We start from the raw sequence: 17,425 nt of genomic DNA on the forward strand, positions 1-17,425 counted from the left end.
TTGCGAATGGCGCAACCGCAGGCCGCAAATGCTGACAAATCTGACACGATGAGGAGTCAGAAGCTGCCGCCCCATCAGACGGAGGACCGGTCATGGCCGAACCGGCGACCGAGACCGCGCCGCAGGCCCCGCAGCAGGGCGAGGTGCACAACCTCTGGGTCCCGATCGGCGCCCTGCTGCTCGCCCTGCTGCTGGCCGCGCTCGACCAGACCATCGTCTCCACCGCGCTGCCCACCATCGTCAGCGACCTCGGCGGACTGGAGCACCTGTCCTGGGTGGTGACGGCCTATCTGCTGGCCTCCACCGCGGTCACCCCGCTCTGGGGCAAGCTCGGCGACATGTACGGCCGGAAGCGGTTCTTCCAGGCCTCCATCGTGATCTTCCTGATCGGCTCCGCGCTCTGCGGCGTGGCGCAGAACATGGGCGAGCTGATCGCCTTCCGCGCGCTGCAGGGCCTGGGCGGCGGCGGGCTGATCGTGCTCACCCAGGCGATCGTCGGCGACCTGGTGCCGCCCCGGGAGCGCGGCAAGTACCAGGGCCTGTTCGGCGCCGTCTTCGGCGCCACCAGCGTGCTCGGGCCGCTGCTCGGCGGGTTCTTCGTGGACCAGCTCTCCTGGCGCTGGGTGTTCTACATCAACCTGCCGATCGGCGTGGTGGCGCTGATCGTGATCGCCGTGGTGCTGCACAGCAGCGAGGTGAAGCGGCAGCACGCCATCGACTACCCGGGCATCGTGCTGATCGCCGGCGTGGCCACCTGCTTCGTGCTGATGACCTCGCTCGGCGGGGTGACCTACGGCTGGGGCTCCTGGCAGATCATCGGGCTGGGCGTGCTCGGGGTGCTGCTGCTGGTCCTCTTCGTGCTGGTCGAGCGGCGGGCCGCCGAGCCGGTGCTGCCGCCGCACCTGTTCGCCTCGCGGACCTTCACCCTGGTCGCGGTGATCTCCTTCGTGGTGGGCTTCGCGATGTTCGGCGCGCTCACCTACCTGCCGACCTTCCTCCAGGTGGTGCAGGGCGTCTCGCCGACCATGTCGGGCGTGCACATGCTGCCGATGGTGCTGGGCATGCTGGTCACCTCGATCGGCTCCGGCCAGATCGTCGCCCGCACCGGCCGCTACCGGGTCTTCCCGATCCTGGGCACCGCGGTGGTCGCCATCGGCCTGGTGCTGCTCTCCCGGCTGACCGAGTCCACCTCGACCACCGTGATGAGCTTCTACTTCCTGGTCTTCGGCCTCGGGCTCGGGCTGGTGCTGCAGGTGCTGGTGCTGATCGTGCAGAACTCGGTCGGCTACCAGGACCTCGGGGTGGCGACGGCGGCCGCCACCTTCTTCCGCTCGATCGGCGCCTCCTTCGGCGTCTCGATCTTCGGCACCATCTTCACCACCGGGCTCAACCACCGGCTGACCGACGCGCTGCGCGGACTCCAGCTGCCGGCCGGCTTCAGCCCCAAGGAGATCACCGCCGACCCCCGGGTGATCCACGGGCTGCCGCCGGCCGTCGCGCACGGCATCCTGCACGCCTACGCCAGCTCCATCGCGCACGTCTTCCTCTACGCGGCGCCGGTCGCCGCGGTGGCCTTCCTGCTGGCGCTCTTCATCAAGGAGCAGCCGCTGCGCGCCTCGGTCACCGCGCCCGACCTGGGCGAGTCGATCGGGATGAACCCGGTGGAGCGCAGCTCGGTGGACGAGATCGCCCGCGCGCTCGCCGTGCTGAACAGCCGGGAGGCCCGCCGCGACCTCTACCGCCGGATCACCGCCGAGGCCGGACTGGACCTCCAGCCCGCCTCCAGCTGGCTGCTGCTGCAGATGCACCGCCAGGGCTCCGTCGAGCCGGCCGAACTGGCCGAGCACCGGATCGTCCCGCCCGCCGTGATCGAGGCGGCGGCCCGCGAGTGCGAGGGCCGCGGACTGGCGCTGCGCAACGGGCTGCCGATGCGGCTCACCGAGGCCGGCGAGCGGGTGGCGACGGCCCTGGTCGCGGCCCGGCGATCGCAGCTCGCCAAGCTGCTCGGCGACTGGGACGAGAAGCAGTTCGCCGACCTGGCCGACCTGCTCACCCGGCTGAGCAGCACCCTCTGCGGGGACCCGCACGACCACCCCGACCCGACGTCCCGGCCGCACGTGCCGCACAGCGAGGGGCGGTCGTTCTAGGCCTCGGGTAGGGCGGCGTCGATGGCGGTTCGAGGTCTCAGGCCCCGAGGACGGCCCGCAGATCGGCTGCCGTGCGGAAGTGGACGCCGGTCATGCCGAGGGCCGTGGCCGCGGCCACGTTCTCGGCGCGGTCGTCGATGAAGAGGCAGCGGTCCGGGGCGGCCCCGGCGCGGGCGGCGGCGATCAGGTAGATGCGGTCCTCGGGCTTGACCGTGCCGACCTCGGCGCTGTTGACGACGGCGTCGGCCAGGTCGTGGAGGCCGAGCAGGGCGAGGTCCTGGTCCAGCCAGGCGGTGGCGTTGGTGACCAGCACCAGCGGCATCCGGGTGCGGGCCGCGCGCAGCAGGGCGACCACCTCGGGGTCGGCGGTGAAGGGGGCGGCGGCGAAGGCCTCGGCCAGTTCGCGGGCGCGGGGGAGGGGGATGCGGCGGGCCAGGCGTTCGGTGATCGCGGCGGTCCACTCGGCGCGGCCGATCTCGCCGCGCAGCAGCGGACCGTCGACGCCGGGGGCGAAGCCGGTGCGCATGGTCTCGCCGGGCGGCAGGCCGGCCGCCCGTTCCAGCCGGTTGAGCTCGGCGTGGTCGAAGTGGCGGATCACGCCGTCCAGATCGGACAGCACGGCGTCGAACGGGCGGTCGGTGGTGGTCACGGAGTCCTGGATAACGGGTGCCGCCGGCTCCCGTCCAGTGGGTTCAGACGCTCAGCGGGACCGAGTGGATCTCGTCCGGCTTGTGGCCGGCGCGCTCGTGCACCCGCTGGACCGCGTCCGCGGAGGGGGCTTCGGAGAGGCACCAGACGGTGCCGGAGGCCGGATCGGCCCAGGCCTGCTTGAAGGTCACGCCCTCGGAGCGCTCGATCGCGAGGTCCGCCTGGTGGGCGGCCTCCAGTTCCTCGGCGGTGATCCCGTCCATCCCGTGGTGGACGTCCATGAAGGTGGCCATCTCGGTGGCACCCCCGTCCAGGTCGCCGGCCCGGCACGGCACCGGGCCGTTTCCCTCTATCCTCGCGCGGGAGCGTCCGGCTCGCCGAACTCGGGCAGCGCGTCGAAGGCGGCGCGGCGGGTGGCCCGGCGCAGCGCGCGCAGCACCGGGCGGCCGGTGGTCAGGCAGAGCACGGCGGTGAGCGCGGCCCGGGGCAGGTCCCAGCCGAGCGAGGTGGTCAGGCAGTAGACCGCGAACCGGGGCAGGTTGGCGCTCGGCGGATCGCCCGGCACGAAGGCCACCGAGCTGCTCAGGCCGCCGATGTAGGGCCAGCCCTGGAGGTTCATCACGGTGCCGTAGAGCACCGCCGCCACCGCCCCGTAGCCCGCCAGCAGCAGCACCTCGCGCCGCCGCGTCCGCGGCAGCAGCCCGGCGCCCAGGCAGACCCAGCCCATCGCCAGCATCTGGAACGGCAGCCAGGGCCCGACCCCGCCGGTGAGCAGGGCGGAGGCGGCCATGGTGACCGAGCCCAGCACGAAGCCGCTGCTCGGCCCGAGCACCCGGCCGGCCAGCACCATCAGGAAGAACATCGGCTCCAGCCCCGCCGTGCCGGCCCCCAGCGGGCGCAGCGCCGCGCCCGCCGCCGCCAGCACGCCGAGCAGCGCCACCGCCTTGGGCTCCAGCCCGGTGTCGGCGAGCTGGGCCAGCAGCACGGCCAGCAGCAGGGGGAGGAGCAGGGCGAACAGCCAGGGCGCGTCGGCGGCGTGCGCGACCACCGCGGAGTGCGCGGAGGCGAGCAGCGGCCAGCCGAAGGCGCCCAGGCCGAGCAGGCTGACCAGGGAGAGCGCCGCGATCGAGCGCGGTCCGAGCGGGGTCACCGCAGGGCCTCGGCGACCTGGCGCACCGTCAGCCACGGCTGCGGGGCGAGCACCTTGGCCACCTGCGGGGCGTAGACCGGGGAGGCCAGCACCACCTCGGCCGACGGGCCGTCGGCGACCAGCTCGCCCTCGGCCAGCACCAGGGTGCGGTGGGCGAGTTCGGCGGCCAGCTCGACGTCGTGGGTGGCCAGCAGGACGGCCCGGCCCTCGGCGGCCAGCCCCGCCAGGATCTCCACCAGCCGGGCCTTGGCCGGGTAGTCCAGGCCGCGGGTCGGCTCGTCGAGCAGCAGCAGTGCCGGACGGGCCGTCAGCACCACGGCCAGCGCCAGGGTGAGCCGCTGGCCCTCGGAGAGGTCGCGCGGGTGCGCGGTGTCCGGCAGGCCGGGCAGCAGCCGCTCCAGCAGGGCCCGGCAGCGGCCCGGCTCGGCGCCGCAGTCCTGGTCGGCGGCGGCGCACTCGGCGGCCACCGTCTCCGCGTAGAGCAGGTCGCGCGGGTCCTGCGGGACCAGGCCGACCTGGCCGATCAGCTGGGCCGGGCGAGCCTTGTGCGGGGTGAGGCCGCCGACCCGGACGGTGCCGGAGGCGGGCGCGTGCAGTCCGGCCAGGGCGCCGAGCAGGCTGGACTTGCCCGCACCGTTGCGGCCCATCAGGGCGGTCACCTCGCCCGCGTGCAGGGCGAGGGTGAGGCCGTGCAGCGCCGTCACCGGGCCGCGCCGCAGGGTGAGGCGGTCGGCGCGGGCGACGGGCTCGGCGGTGGCCTCACCCCGCACGAGGCCCGCCCGGCGCGGCGGGGTCAGGCCGGCCAGCCGCTCGCGCAACTCGCCGGCCCGGCGGCGGGCGTCGCGGACCGAGAGCGGCAGCGGCTGCCAGCCGGCCAGCCGGCCCAGCGCCACCACCGGCGGCACCACGGGGGAGTGCGCGAGCAGTTCGCCGGGCGGGCCGAGCCGGGGTGCGGTGCCGTCGCCGGGCAGCAGCAGCACCTGGTCGGCGTACTGCACCACCCGCTCCAGCCGGTGCTCGGCCATCAGCACGGTGGTGCCGAGGTCGTGCACCAGGCGCTGCACCACGGCCAGCACCTCCTCGGCGGCGCCCGGGTCCAGGGCGGAGGTCGGCTCGTCCAGCACCAGCACCTTGGGGTGCACGGCCAGCACCGAGCCGATCGCCACCCGCTGCTGCTGGCCGCCGGAGAGGGTGTCCAGCGGGCGGTCGCGCAGCTCGGCCAGGCCCAGCAGGTCCAGGGTCTCCTCCACCCGGCGCCGCATCACGGCCGGCGGCAGGCCCAGCGACTCCATGCCGTAGGCCAGCTCCTCCTCCACGGTGTCGGTGACGAACCGGGCGCGCGGATCCTGGCCGACGGTGCCGACCAGGTCGGCCAGGTCGCGCGGCCGGTGGTCCCGGGTGTCCCGGCCGTCCACCGTGACCCGGCCGGACAGCCGGCCGCCGGTGAAGTGCGGCACCAGGCCGCTGACCAGGCCGAGCAGGGTCGACTTGCCGGCGCCGGACGGGCCGACCAGCAGGCAGAGCTCGCCCTCGGGGACGGTCAGGTCGAGGCCGGTCAGGGCCGGGCGGTCGGCGTCCGGGTAGCGCACCTGGACCCGGTCGAAGGTGATCACGACTGCTCGGCCTCTCGCGCTCGGCGGACGGGGGCGGCTGGGGTGGGCTGGGCGGCTCGCGCGGCTCGGGTGGCTCGCGCGGTGAACGGACGGGGTGCCGGTGCGACCACTGCGGGCAACAGGGCGAGCAGGACCGCGGCGGCGGCCGCCAGCGGCAGTTCGGGCGCGGTCGGCGGCACCACGGCGGGTGCGTACGGGCCCGGGGTGCGGGCCGCCAGCACCGTGACGGCGATTCCGGCGGCCAGGCCGGAGGCGGTCACCAGCCACTCGCGCCAGGTCCACGGGTCGGGCCGGTAGCGGGTGCGCACGGTGCGCCGGCCGCCCAGCGCCAGTCCGCCGGCGGTCAGGGCCAGCCCGATGGGCAGCAGCGGGAGCGCCCAGGCGCCGCCGTCCGGGCCGAGCAGGCCGAAGACGGCGGCGCAGAGCCCGAGCAGGCCCAGCAGGGTGAGCGCGGCGGTGGCCCGGGCGACCGTGCGGGAGACCGGCCTGGTCCGCCCGAAGCCGCGCGAGTCCATCGAGGCGGCCAGCGCGATCGACCGCTCCAACGCGCTCTCCAGCACCGGCAGTCCGACGCTCAGGACCGACCGCACGCCCCGGTCCGGCCGCCCGCGCAGCCGCCGGGCCGCGCGCAGCCGCCGCACGTCGGCCAGCAGATTGGGCGCGAAGGAGAGCGCCACCACCACGGCCACGCCCACCTCGTAGAGCGCCCCGGGCAGCAGGCGCAGCAGCCGGGCCGGCGAGGCGAGCGCGTTGGCGGCGCCCACGCAGACCAGCACGGCGGCCAGCCGGAGGCTGTCGTAGAGCGTGAAGAGCAGGCCCTCGAGGGTCGTGCGGCCGCCCACCCGGACGCCCTGCGCCCAGGAGGGGAGGGGGAGTTGGGGGAGGGTGAGGACGGTGTGGGTGCCCGCGACCGGCGAGCCGAGCAGCACGGTGAAGACCAGGCGCAGCCCGAGCACGGCGAGCGCGATCCGGAAGAACCCGGCGTAGGAGCGCGCCCAGGGGGCCTCGCCGCGGCGGGCGGCGACCACGTAGCCGGCGGTGGCCATCACCAGGAGCAGCACCAGCGGATTGGTGGTGCGGGAGGCGGCAGCGGCCAGCCCGAGCGCCCAGAGCCACCAGGCGACCGGGTGCAGGGCGGGAGCACGGGTGCTCATGACGGCCTCCGGCGGCGGTGGACCTGCCAGGCGGCGCCCGCGGCGACGACGGCGATCAGGGCGAGCGCGCCGGGCAGGCGGAGGGCGGCCGGCGGGGCGGCGGCACCGGCGGCGGGCGCGGGGTCGGCCAGCGCCTCGCCGCACCCGGCGGCCGGGTAGCCGGCGATGGCGCAGAGCATGCCGCCGGTGTCGTACCGCAGCGGCGGGGCGACGGCCGCCAGCGCCTCCGCCGAGCTGGCGGCGACGGGCAGTCGGGCACAGGCGGTGCGGAGCGCGGGCGGGCGCTCGGCGGCTGACGGCGCGTCGGTCGGGGTGCCGAAGTCCAGGACCACGGCGACCCGCTTGCGCCCGGGCGCGGCCGGGGTGTTGGCGCAGACGGCGGCGAAGTCGGGTGCGGCGCCGGGGCGTTCGGCGGCCTCGCCGACGCCGTGGCTGAGCGTGAAGCGCCAGCCGTCGACGGTGCCGTCGGCGGGGCGGTAGAGGGTCGGGCCCTGCTGCTGGTAGGCCCAGCCGCCGGAGTCGGCGCGCCAGAACGACCAGTAGCGGTACCCGGCCGCCCGGGCCGGCGCGGCGGTGGCGGTGAGCAGGCCCAGGGTGAGCGCGAGGAGGGTGAGGGAGCCCGCAGTCCTGCGGACCCGCCCGGCGCGCCCACCGGTGGGCGCGCCGCCCGCCCGTCGGCGGGTCACTGGGAGCGCTTGCGCCGGCTGAGGAAGACGCCGTAGCCGATGCCGATCGCCAGGCCGACGCCGAGCATCAGGAAGATGTTCGGCTGGGACGACTTCTTCGCCGCGGCCTTGGCCGGGGCCGGGGCGGCCGGGCCGGCGGCGAGGAGCTGGGCGACCAGGTCGGTGCCGGCGAAGGAGAGCGGGGTGCGGCCGTTGGCCTCGGCGGCCAGGATCAGGGTGGCGGTGGCCGCCGCGTCCGTGCCCGTGGCCGGCTTGCCCTTGGCCCAGCCGCCCGCGTTGGCGGAGAGCCAGTCGACGGCCGGGGCGGCCTGGGCGGTGTAGCCCGCCTTGGCCAGGCTGAGCGCCGCCCAGGCGGTGGCCGCGTAGTCCGGGGTGGCCGGGGCGCCGGGGGTGCTGAGCATCAGGTGGCCGCCGTTCGCGCCCAGGGCGCCGACCAGGTAGGCGGCCGCGCCCTCGCCCGCGGTGACGCCGGCGCAGTCCAGTGCCTTGGGGGCGGCCGGCTGGGCGGTGCCCGCCGCCACCGGCAGCGCGCCGCCGGCCAGCGCCAGCGCCGACTGGGCGCTGGCCAGCGGGTTGGCCTCCGGCGCCGCGCCGTCCGCGGCCGGCTGGTACTGCAGCCCGCCGCGCTGGTCCGCGGTCGCCTTGCAGTCCAACTGCAGCGCGGTGAGCGCCGCCAGCCCGTCCTTGCCGGACTTGGCGACCGTCTTCGGGTCCACCCCGGCCGCCGTCAGCGCGCTGAGCGCCAGGCCGGTGGAGTCCGCGTCGCCGGGGTTGCCGGGGTTGTAGGCCCAGCTGCCGTCCGCGTTCTGCACCGACTTCAGCCAGTCCGCGCCCTTGGCCACCGCCGCCTGGTGCCCGCCCAGCGCGGCCAGCGCCTGGACGGCCACGGCGGTGGCGTTGCTGTCCTCGGCGCCGGCCGTGCAGCCGGTTCCCGCCTGGTAGGACGGCCAGCCGCCGTCCGCGCACTGCTGCGCGGTCAGCCACTCCACCGCCGCGGGCGGCACCGCGGCCTTGGCACTGTGCAGCGCCAGCAGCGAGAGCGACTGCCGCCAGACGCCGTCGTACGTCGGGTCGCCCTTGCCGAAGACCGCGGCCGGCGGCGTGACCGGGGCCGGGGCCGAGGAGGCGGCGGACGCCGCGGCCGACGGACTGGCCGAGTCGGCCACGGCCGGGGCGGCGGCGAGGCCGGCCAGCAGGCCGGCGGAGAGCAGGGCGGCGCCGATACGGGCGGGAGCGGGCATGGCGGAGCGCGGGCCTTTCGGTGGACGGCGGGTGGTCCGCGATCCCGATGAGGCGCTGGCCGGGCCGGGCGCGGCCACCCACGACTGTAACCGCACCGCCCGCCGGGCCCGTACCGGCACCGGGGCGTGCGTGATCGGATCGATGCGCGCGGGTGCCTGTCTGCCGGCGCCCCGCGCGCCTACACTCTGCGCTGACCGGGCTGCGCACCGCGGCGCCCGGAGCGCCTGGTGCCCAGGGGAACTGACGGACCGTCAGTGAGGAGCGCAGCGATGCTGTTCGGGGAACGGCGGACCTTCATGGGTCGGCTCACCCCCGCGGACCGGGCCGCCCTGCTGGCGCTCGGCCGCGAGCGCGACTTCGAACCCGGCGTCCCGCTGCTGCGCCAGGGCGACCGGGGCAGCCACGTGCTGGTGCTCCGGGCCGGGTGGTGCGCGGTCTGGCTGGCCGACGCCCGCGGCGGGCGGGTGATCCTCGGGCTGCGCAGCGAGGGCGAGCTGGTCGGCGAGATGGCCGCCATGGAGCCGCACCCGCGCAGCGCCACGGTCAGCGCGATCGGCGCGGTGCGGGCGGTGGCGGTGTCCGGCGCCGACTTCCGCCGGTTCATGGCGGCCCGGCCGTATGTCACCGGGCTGGTCTTCTCGCAGCTGGCCGACCGGCTGCGCGGCGCCGACCACGAGCGGCTGGCGCTCGCCTCGCTCACCGTGCTGCGCAGGCTCTGCGCCCGGCTGGTCGAGCTGGCCGACCGCACCGGCCGCCCGGCGGGGACCGGGCCGGGCGCGGTGGCGATCCGGGCGCCGATGTCGCAGAGCGACCTGGCCGCCGCGATCGGCGCCACCCGGGAGGCGGTGGCCAAGGCGCTGCGGCTGCTGCGCGAGCAGGAGCTGGTGCGGACCGGCCCCGGCACCCTGGTGGTGCTCGAACCCGGGCCGCTGCGGCTGCTCGCCGAGGGCCTGGAGCCCCCGGACCACCGCCCGCACTGACACCGCGGGAGCACCACCGCACCACCGGGGACCCCCGGCCCGAGCGCCTGAGTAAACGGCTACAGCGCTCCGCCGCGGCCCTGGGCACCCTGGGACCGGACGGCCGGGCGACGGACAACGGACAGCGGAACGAGTGGGAGCACAATGACCGAGCAGGCGAGGTTCGGCTTCGTGATCAACCTGGACGTGCAGGACTCCGGCCGGCTGCCGGACGACTTCCGCCCGGCCATGCGGGCCGAGCTCTACCGGGTCACCCGCGAGGCGCTGCAACAGGCCCGGGTCGCCGACTCGCAGGTGCACCGCGAGGACCGCGGCGACGGCATCCTGCTGGTGATCGCCCCCACCGTGGCGCCGCAGCAGCTGCTCGGCCCGTGGCTGGAGCACCTCTACCAGAACCTGCGCAGCGGCAACCGCCACGCCCGCCACGTCCTGCGGCTGCGGGTGGGCATGCACGCCGGCCCGGTGACCGCCGACCCGTACGGCCGCTCGGGCCGCGCCGTCGACCTGGCCTGCCGGCTCGGCAACTGCGAGGAGGCCAAGCTGCTGCTGCGGACCGCCCCGGCGGCCCCGTTGCTGGTGGCGCTCAGCGACTCGCTCTACCGGGAGTGGGTGGGCGCCGGCGCCGAGTGGATCGACCCCGCGCACTACCGCGCCCAGCGCGTACGGCTTCCGGAGGGCGACCAGACCGCCTGGTTCCGCCTCCGGGGGGTCCCCGGCCCCGGTCCGGCTCCCACGGGGGTGGAGCCGGAGCGGGACCGGGAGCGGGCGCCCGGCCGGGAACCGGAGCACCGGGCGGCTCCCGGCCGGGCGCCCGCCGCCGCGGACGACGGCCTGGTGGTCAGCGCCGACGGCTACGACAGCGGCCTGACGATCGCCGCCGAGAGCATCGAGCGGATCGGCGGCGGGGAGTTCGGCAAGGAGCCGGCCGAGGTCCAGCCGGTCCGGGCCCGCGAGATCCGCAGCGTCGGCCGGGGCAGCGGCACCACCATCGCGGCCGGCCGGATCGGCAGCATCAACTTCCGCGAGGACGACGAGCAGGAGTACCGGTGAGCGCCGGCGAGGGCGACGGCGCCGCGGAGGGGTCCGGCGCCGAGCCGGGCGGCGCCGGCCTGGCGGCCGGGAACCCGCACGCCGGCGAGGGCGCCGGCGGCACCCGGACCTACCGGGAGGTGCGCCAGCGGATCTCGATGACCGGCAGCGGCACCTTCCTCGGCGCCGACTCCATCTCCACCGTCAACATCGGCGCCGCCGCCCGCCCGGTGCTGCTCACCGGCCCGGTGCCGGAGGCCGACCTGACCGGCCTGGCCTCGGCCTTCGTCCACCCGCCCGGCTACCCGGAGCTGGCCCGCCGGCTGGACGAGGAGCGGCTGCTGGTGCTGGCCGGCGTCCCGGGCACCGGCCGGACGGCCTGCGCGCTCACCCTGCTGAACGCCGCGACGGGCGGCCGGGTGCTCCGCCTGGATCCGGACTGCGACCTGGCCGAACTGGCCCAGGAGGACCTGAAGGACGGCCACGGCTACCTGCTGGAGCCGGCCGCCGGCAGCGCCCCCGACCCGCTGGTGCTGGACCGCTTCCACGCCCAGCTGGCCGGGCACGGGGCGCGGGCCGTGCTGCTGGTCGAGCCGAACGGCAGCGACGGCCGGCACCGGGCCGAGCATCGCCCGCCCGACGAGGAGCGGGTGGTCCACCGTCACCTCTGGCTGCGGCTGCCCGACCTGGACCCCGAGGAGATCCAGGCCCTGGTGGCGGCCGCCCGGGAACCCCAGGTGCGCGACCTGCTCGGCCTGGAGGAGCTGTTCCCGGCGGAGGCGGCCGGGCTGGCCGCGCTGCTGGCCGACCGGCGGCTCGGCACCCTCACCGAGGAGGCCTTCGAGGCCGCCTGCGCCGGCTTCGCGCCCGCCCAGGCGGCGCGCTGGTTCGGCACCGGCCGCCGCGCCGACTCCGCCCCGGCCCTGCGGGCGGCCGCGCTGCGCACCGCCCTCGCGGTGCTCGACGGCGCCCCGCTGCACGCGGTGGTCGAGGCCGCCGAACAGCTCGCCTGGGAGTTCGGGGTGACGGTGCGGCCGAAGCGCACCCCGGGCCGCCCGGTCTTCGCGGACAGCCTGGACGACCAGCTGGCCGCCGCCCGGGCCGTCGCCGAGCCCGGCACCGAGTCCGTCTCCGGCACCCGGGAGGCGGCGATCACCCGGGTCAGGTTCCGCGGCGCCCGGCTCGGCCCGGCGGTGCTCGAACACCTCTGGCAGCAGCGCCCCAACGCCCGCGGCCCGCTGATCCGCTGGCTGACCGGCCTGGCCGGGGAGGACCGGGCCGCGGTCTCGGTGCGGGCCGCGCTCACCGGCGGACGGCTCTTCGCGCTGGACGGCCGCCAGGTGCTGGAGGGGCTGATCGGACCGCTGGTCGCGCGTGAGGAGTACTGGGCCAAGCGGGCCGTCGGGCTGGTGCTGGCCGAGGCGGCCGAGCAGCCGGGCATGGGCCCGGTGGTGCACGACGTCATCGGCCAGTGGCTCCAGCACGAGGAGGGCGAATGGCGGGCGGCGGCCGCGGCCGCGCTCTGCCACCCCTCGGCCGCCCGGAGCCGGCAGTCGGCCCTGGACCGGATCGCCCGGCTGGCCCTCACCGAGGTCCACGAGCAGATGTGGGCCGGCGCGGAGGCCGTGGTGGAGCTGGCCGTGGCCGGGCCGGCCGGGCCGGTGCTGGCCCGGATCCGCCGCTGGCTCAGCCACCGCCGCCCGGAGTACCAGAACCTCGGCCTGGTCAGCTCGCTCTGGCTGATCCGCACCCGGGTCTGGCAGTGCTGGAACCCGACCGGGCCGCTGCTGGAGCGCGAGGACTGGCCGATCGGCCCGGCCCTGGTGGTGGCCGAACCCGAGCTGGCCCTGGAGCTGGCCGGGCTGCTCTGGACCGCGCTGAACACCCCCCGCAGCTACCTGGTGGCCCGTGAGGCCGTCAGCGAACTGCTGCGCGCCGCCCCGGGCAAGGAGTGGGCCGGGCCGCTGCTCCGGCTGCTCGGCCTCTCGCTGGCCACCGAGGACGACCGGAACCGGATGTTCGACCTGGTGGACCGGCTGGAGCGCGACTACGACCCGCCGCTGGACCCCGAGCTCGCCCGCCGGCTGCGCGAGGCCGCCGGCGCGGCCAAGGAACTGGAGACGCTGTGACCGCCCCGCACCCCGGCCAGGGCCGGACCGACCCGTACCCGCCGGCCCCGCCGCAGCCGCCGACCGCCTCCTACCCGTACCAGGCCCAGACCGTCCAGTACCCGAACCAGGTCCCGGCCGGCCCGAAGCCGCTCCAGAGCCCCAGCGACCCGGGCGACACCGAGCTGCCGCAGAAGCTGGCCGGCCCGTTCGTCCGGGAGCTGCACCCGCAGAAGCGCTACACGCACCGCGACCACCAGCTCGCCTCGGTGGTCTTCTACCGCAACGGCGGCCACAGCGTGCTCACCCTGCAGTCCCGGACGCACGAGCGGCGGCCGTGGTGGTTCCCCTGGCAGGTCCGGCGGCCGGCCGCGGTGGTGCAGATCGCCGGTGGCGAGCACCAGTCCTCCTTCGAGCTGCGGCTGCCCGCCAAGGGCGACAAGGACAGCTTCGTCACCAGCGTCGACGTCAACTGGGAGGTGGAGAAGCACCTGCTGGCGGCCAACAAGCGGCTGGTGGACGTCGGGGTGATGCTCCGCCCGAGGATCCTGGACCTGCTGCGCACGGTGAGCCGCGGCTTCGACCTGGCCGATGCCGAGCGGGCCGACTGGGAGATCAAGAAGGTCCAGGAGAGCGAGGCCTGGAAGGAGATCGGCAAGGAGTACGGGATCAGGACCAGGGTGTTCGTCCGGATCGACCTCGGTGAGGCGGCCCAGGCGATCGAGAAGGCCCGCAACGACGAGGCGGTCGAGCTGGCCCGGGACCAGGCCCGGGAGGTGCGCCGCCGCCACAACATGCAGGAGGCGCTGCACGTGGTCCGGTCCGGTGCGGCCGACCAGTACGCCTTCCTGCTGGCCCAGGACCCGGGCCGGGCGCACGAGGTGCTGGGGGAGGTGCAGCGGCTGGCCCGGGAGCACCAGCAGACCGCCGTCGACTTCGTCGGCAAGCTGGTGGCCGAGGGCGTGGTGCAGCGCCACCAGCTGGACGAGAGCGTCCAGCAGCTGATCACCCACGCGATGCTGGGCCGGCTGGCGCCGGGCGCGGCCTGGCCCGAGGGCGGGCTGCCGACCATGCCCACCCTGCTCGACCCCGACCGCCGCCCGCGCCCGGCGGTGGCCGACCAGCCGGGGCCGGAACCGGTGAGCTTCGACAAGGAGGCCCCCGGCGGCGTGGTGTGAATCACCTCGCCCGGCTTCCGAAGCAGAAGCTACGGGCCGGTAATCTTCAGGGTCTCTGGTGTTCACACGCTCAGAGCCCGGCGGGCGTGGGCAGAAGGGGCCGACCATGACGGCGCTGCCACCCACCCCCGACCAGCCGCTGCGGGTCGCGCTGCTCTCCTACCGCGGCGACCCGTTCTGCGGCGGGCAGGGCGTCTACGTGCGCCACCTCTCCCGCGAGCTGGCCCGGCTCGGCCACCACGTCGACGTGATCGGCGGCCAGCCCTACCCGGTGCTGGACGAGGTGCCCGGCCCCGGCTCGGTGCGCCTGGTCGAGCTGCCCAGCCTGGACCTCTACCGGGCCGACGACCCGTTCCGGACCCCGAAGGCCGCCGAGCTGCGCGGCCCGGTGGACGCGCTGGAGGTCGCCACCATGTGGACCGGCGGCTTCCCCGAGCCGCTGACCTTCTCGCTGCGGGCCCGGCAGTACCTGGCCCGGCACCGCGGCCGCTACGACGTGGTGCACGATAACCAGACACTCGGCTACGGCCTGCTCGGCCTGGCCCGGCACGGCTTCCCGCTGGTCACCACCGTGCACCACCCGGTCACCGAGGACCGCCGGCTGGAGCTCGAGGCGGCCGCCACCCGGGGCCGCCGGCTCTCGCTGCGCCGCTGGTACGCCTTCACCCGGATGCAGCGCCGGGTGGCCGCCCGGCTGGACCACGTGATCACCGTCTCGGGCAGCTCGAAGAGCGGCATCGCCGAGCAGCTGGGCACCGCGCCGGGCAACATCGAGGTGGTGCCGATCGGCGCCGACACCCGGCTCTGGTCGCCGTCCGACCGGGTGGCCGTGGTGCCCGGCCGGATCGTCACCACCTCCAGCGCCGACGTGCCGCTCAAGGGCCTGCTCTACCTGGTCGAGGCGCTGGCCAAGGTCCGCACCGAGCGGGAGGCGCACCTGGTGGTGGTCTGCAAGAAGCAGGGCGAGGGCCCGATCGCGGACGCGGTGCGCCGGCTCGGCCTGGAGCCGCACATCGAGTTCCGCACCGGTCTGACCGACCAGGAGCTGGTGGACCTCTACCGCTCGGCCGAGGTGGCCTGCGTGCCCTCGCTCTACGAGGGCTTCTCGCTGCCCGCCGCCGAGGCGATGGCCACCGGCACCCCGCTGGTGGCCAGCACCGGCGGGGCGATCCCGGAGGTGGCGGGGCCGGACGGCGCGACCTGCCTGGCGGTGCCGCCCGGCGACGCGGACGCGCTGGCCGGCGCGCTCGGCCGGCTGCTGGACGACCCCGGGCTGCGCGCCCGGCTGGCCGCGGCCGGCCGGCAGCGGGTGCTGGAGAACTTCACCTGGGAGCGGGCCGCCGAGCGCACCGCCGGGGTCTACCGGGCCGCGATCGCCACCGGCGCCGGCGCCCGGGCCCGCTCCGGCCCCGGCTGGCGCTACCTCTGACCGATCGACCGGCGCCCCGGCCGGCTGACCTCCCGTCAGCCGGCCCCGCGCCACCTGAACCAGCGCCGGGCAGATGCCCGGCGTCGCAACGAATGGGAGTCCCGCAGTGCTGACCGTCGACTTCTCCCGGTTCCCACTGGCGCCCGGTGACCGGGTGCTCGACCTGGGGTGCGGTGGCGGCCGGCACGCCTTCGAGTGCTACCGCCGGGGCGCCAACGTGGTGGCGCTGGACCAGAACGCGAAGGAGATCGCCGAGGTCCGCAGGTGGTTCGACGCGATGGCCGAAGCCGGCGAGGCCCCCGAGGGCGCCAGTGCCCAGGCGGTGGAGGGCAACGCCCTGGCGCTGCCGTTCGAGGACGAGTCCTTCGACAAGATCATCATCTCCGAGGTGATGGAGCACATCCCGGACGACGAGGGCGTGCTGCGCGAGATGTTCCGGGTGCTCAAGCCGGGCGGCCTGCTCGCCGTCACGGTGCCCCGCTGGCTGCCGGAGAAGATCTGCTGGGCGCTCTCCGACGAGTACCACGAGGTGGAGGGCGGCCACATCCGGATCTACCGGGGCGACGAGCTGCTCGGCAAGCTGCGCGGCGCCGGCCTGAAACCCTACGGCACCCACCACGCGCACGCCCTGCACTCGCCCTACTGGTGGATCAAGTGCGCGGTCGGCGTGAACAACGACAAGGCGCTGCCGGTGAAGGCCTACCACCAGCTGCTGGTCTGGGACATCGTCGGCACCCCGGTGATCAGCAAGCTCACCAAGGCCGCCGAGGCCGCGCTCAACCCGGTGCTCGGCAAGAGCTTCGTCGCCTACGCCAGCAAGCCGCGGCGGACCGCCGAATGACCCTCCCCGACGGGGTGGCGGCCCCCGAGACGCTGCTGCTGCCCGGTGTGCTGGACGCCGCCCAGGCGGCGGCCACGGTCCGCTCGATCCTCGCCGAGCAGCGGCCCGACGGCGGCATCCCGTGGTTCACCGGCGGCCACCTCGACCCGTGGGACCACACCGAGGCGGCGATGGCGCTGGACTCGGCCGGCGAGCACGCCGCCGCCGAGCGCGCCTACCGCTGGCTGGCCGAGCGGCAGAACCCGGACGGCTCCTGGTTCGCCGGCTACTACGGCGAGGGCGCCGAGGACGTGAGCAACCGCGCGGTGGAGAGCAACTTCTGCGCCTACGCCGCGGTCGGCACCTGGCACCACTACCTGACCACCCGGGACACGGCCTTCCTGGACCGGATGTGGCCGGTGGTCCGGCGGGCGCTGGACTTCACCGTCGGCCTGCAGTTGCCCGGCGGCGCCGTCTCCTGGCGGCTGGACGAGGACGGCGCGCCCGCCCAGGAGGCGCTGCTCACCGGCTCGGCCAGCATCCTGCACGCCCTGCGGTGCGGCCTGGCCATCGCCGAGCACCGTCAGGAGCCGCAGCCGGACTGGGAGTTGGCGGCCGGCCGGCTGCAGCACGCGGTGGCCGAGCACCCCGAGCGGTTCCTCGACAAGGGCCGCTACTCGATGGACTGGTACTACCCGGTGCTCGGCGGCGCGCTGACCGGCCCGGCCGCCGAACAGCGGCTGGCCGGCGACTGGGACCGCTTCGTGGTGCCCGGCCTCGGCGTGCGCTGCGTCAGCGACCGGCCCTGGGTGACCGGCGGCGAGAGCGCCGAACTCGCCCTGGCCCTCTGGGCGGTGGGCCGGCGCGAGGACGCGGTGCGGATCCTGCGATGGATCGGCCGGCTGCGCCACCAGGACGGCTCCTACTGGACCGGCTACGTCTTCGAGGACGACGCCATCTGGCCCGAGGAGCGCACCACCTGGACGGCCGGCGCGCTGCTGCTCGCGGTCGCCGCGCTCGGCGGGGACCCGGCCACCGCCACCGTCTTCGCGGCCGGGCGGCTGCCGGCCGGCCTGGCCGTGCAGGGCTGCTGCTGAGCCCGTGTCAGCACGTCAGGAAGGGGGGGGGGGGGGGGGGGGGGGGGGGGGGGGGGGGGGGGGGGGCGGGCGCCCGCCCCCCCCCCCCCCGGGGGGGGGCCGGGGGGGGGGCGGGGGGGGGGGGGGGGGGGTGGGTGGGGGGGG

The 17,425-nt window shown here is 76.2% G+C and carries 15 protein-coding genes; 8 read left to right on the forward strand and 7 right to left on the reverse strand.

What is annotated here, in order from left to right; all coding sequences use genetic code 11:
- The first annotated feature begins 92 nt into the window (after positions 1-92).
- Positions 93-2,147 (forward strand): MFS transporter, encoded by a 2,055-nt coding sequence (locus ACFYNO_RS11465; protein ID WP_388009083.1) that lies wholly within the window; start codon positions 93-95, stop codon positions 2,145-2,147.
- Between the two features lie 37 nt (positions 2,148-2,184).
- Here ACFYNO_RS11465 and ACFYNO_RS11470 read toward each other — a convergent pair whose 3' ends face one another.
- The 7 genes from ACFYNO_RS11470 to ACFYNO_RS11500 are packed head-to-tail and all read right to left on the reverse strand — an operon-like array spanning position 2,185 to position 8,639.
- A complete protein-coding gene (locus ACFYNO_RS11470; protein ID WP_388009086.1) occupies positions 2,185-2,796 on the reverse strand; it encodes an HAD-IA family hydrolase in 612 nt (203 codons plus the stop codon).
- A 43-nt stretch (positions 2,797-2,839) separates the two neighbouring features.
- Positions 2,840-3,088, reverse strand: coding sequence for an SCO4226 family nickel-binding protein (locus ACFYNO_RS11475; RefSeq protein ID WP_388009172.1), 249 nt, complete (start codon positions 3,086-3,088; stop codon positions 2,840-2,842).
- Positions 3,089-3,144: 56 nt separating this feature from the next.
- Positions 3,145-3,981, reverse strand: a complete 837-nt coding sequence (locus ACFYNO_RS11480; protein ID WP_388009089.1) for an ECF transporter S component — start codon at positions 3,979-3,981, stop codon at positions 3,145-3,147.
- Entirely contained in the window at positions 3,942-5,558 is a 1,617-nt protein-coding gene (locus ACFYNO_RS11485) for an ABC transporter ATP-binding protein (protein ID WP_388009092.1), read from the reverse strand. Before ACFYNO_RS11485 ends, ACFYNO_RS11480 begins: the two co-directional genes overlap by 40 nt.
- Positions 5,555-6,712, reverse strand: coding sequence for a CbiQ family ECF transporter T component (locus tag ACFYNO_RS11490; protein WP_388009095.1), 1,158 nt, complete (start codon positions 6,710-6,712; stop codon positions 5,555-5,557). Before ACFYNO_RS11490 ends, ACFYNO_RS11485 begins: the two co-directional genes overlap by 4 nt.
- Positions 6,709-7,398, reverse strand: a complete 690-nt coding sequence (locus tag ACFYNO_RS11495) for an SCO2322 family protein (RefSeq protein WP_388009098.1) — start codon at positions 7,396-7,398, stop codon at positions 6,709-6,711. The genes ACFYNO_RS11490 and ACFYNO_RS11495 overlap by 4 nt, the downstream gene beginning before the upstream one ends.
- Complete coding sequence (locus tag ACFYNO_RS11500) at positions 7,395-8,639, reverse strand: prenyltransferase/squalene oxidase repeat-containing protein (RefSeq protein WP_388009101.1); 1,245 nt, start codon at positions 8,637-8,639, stop codon at positions 7,395-7,397. Before ACFYNO_RS11500 ends, ACFYNO_RS11495 begins: the two co-directional genes overlap by 4 nt.
- A gap of 270 nt (positions 8,640-8,909) precedes the next feature.
- Between ACFYNO_RS11500 and ACFYNO_RS11505 the strand changes: the two genes are divergently transcribed.
- The 7 genes from ACFYNO_RS11505 (at position 8,910) to ACFYNO_RS11535 (ending at position 17,281) form a co-directional block, all read left to right on the forward strand.
- A complete protein-coding gene (locus tag ACFYNO_RS11505; RefSeq protein WP_388009104.1) occupies positions 8,910-9,620 on the forward strand; it encodes a Crp/Fnr family transcriptional regulator in 711 nt (236 codons plus the stop codon).
- A 144-nt stretch (positions 9,621-9,764) separates the two neighbouring features.
- Positions 9,765-10,670, forward strand: coding sequence for a hypothetical protein (locus ACFYNO_RS11510; protein ID WP_388009107.1), 906 nt, complete (start codon positions 9,765-9,767; stop codon positions 10,668-10,670).
- The gene (locus tag ACFYNO_RS11515; RefSeq protein ID WP_388009110.1) at positions 10,667-12,778 is read left to right on the forward strand and encodes a hypothetical protein; all 2,112 of its coding nucleotides are present in this window, start codon (positions 10,667-10,669) and stop codon (positions 12,776-12,778) included. Before ACFYNO_RS11510 ends, ACFYNO_RS11515 begins: the two co-directional genes overlap by 4 nt.
- On the forward strand, positions 12,775-13,935 hold the full coding sequence (locus tag ACFYNO_RS11520) for a hypothetical protein (RefSeq protein WP_388009113.1): 1,161 nt from the start codon (positions 12,775-12,777) through the stop codon (positions 13,933-13,935). The genes ACFYNO_RS11515 and ACFYNO_RS11520 overlap by 4 nt, the downstream gene beginning before the upstream one ends.
- A 106-nt stretch (positions 13,936-14,041) precedes the next feature.
- Complete coding sequence (locus tag ACFYNO_RS11525) at positions 14,042-15,364, forward strand: glycosyltransferase family 4 protein (RefSeq protein WP_388009116.1); 1,323 nt, start codon at positions 14,042-14,044, stop codon at positions 15,362-15,364.
- A 106-nt stretch (positions 15,365-15,470) separates the two neighbouring features.
- On the forward strand, positions 15,471-16,205 hold the full coding sequence (locus ACFYNO_RS11530; RefSeq protein WP_388009119.1) for a class I SAM-dependent methyltransferase: 735 nt from the start codon (positions 15,471-15,473) through the stop codon (positions 16,203-16,205).
- A complete protein-coding gene (locus ACFYNO_RS11535; RefSeq protein WP_388009122.1) occupies positions 16,202-17,281 on the forward strand; it encodes a prenyltransferase in 1,080 nt (359 codons plus the stop codon). Before ACFYNO_RS11530 ends, ACFYNO_RS11535 begins: the two co-directional genes overlap by 4 nt.
- Positions 17,282-17,425 lie beyond the last annotated feature (144 nt).

It is taken from the genome of Kitasatospora sp. NPDC006697 (assembly GCF_042869935.1).
GTDB lineage: Bacteria > Actinomycetota > Actinomycetes > Streptomycetales > Streptomycetaceae > Kitasatospora.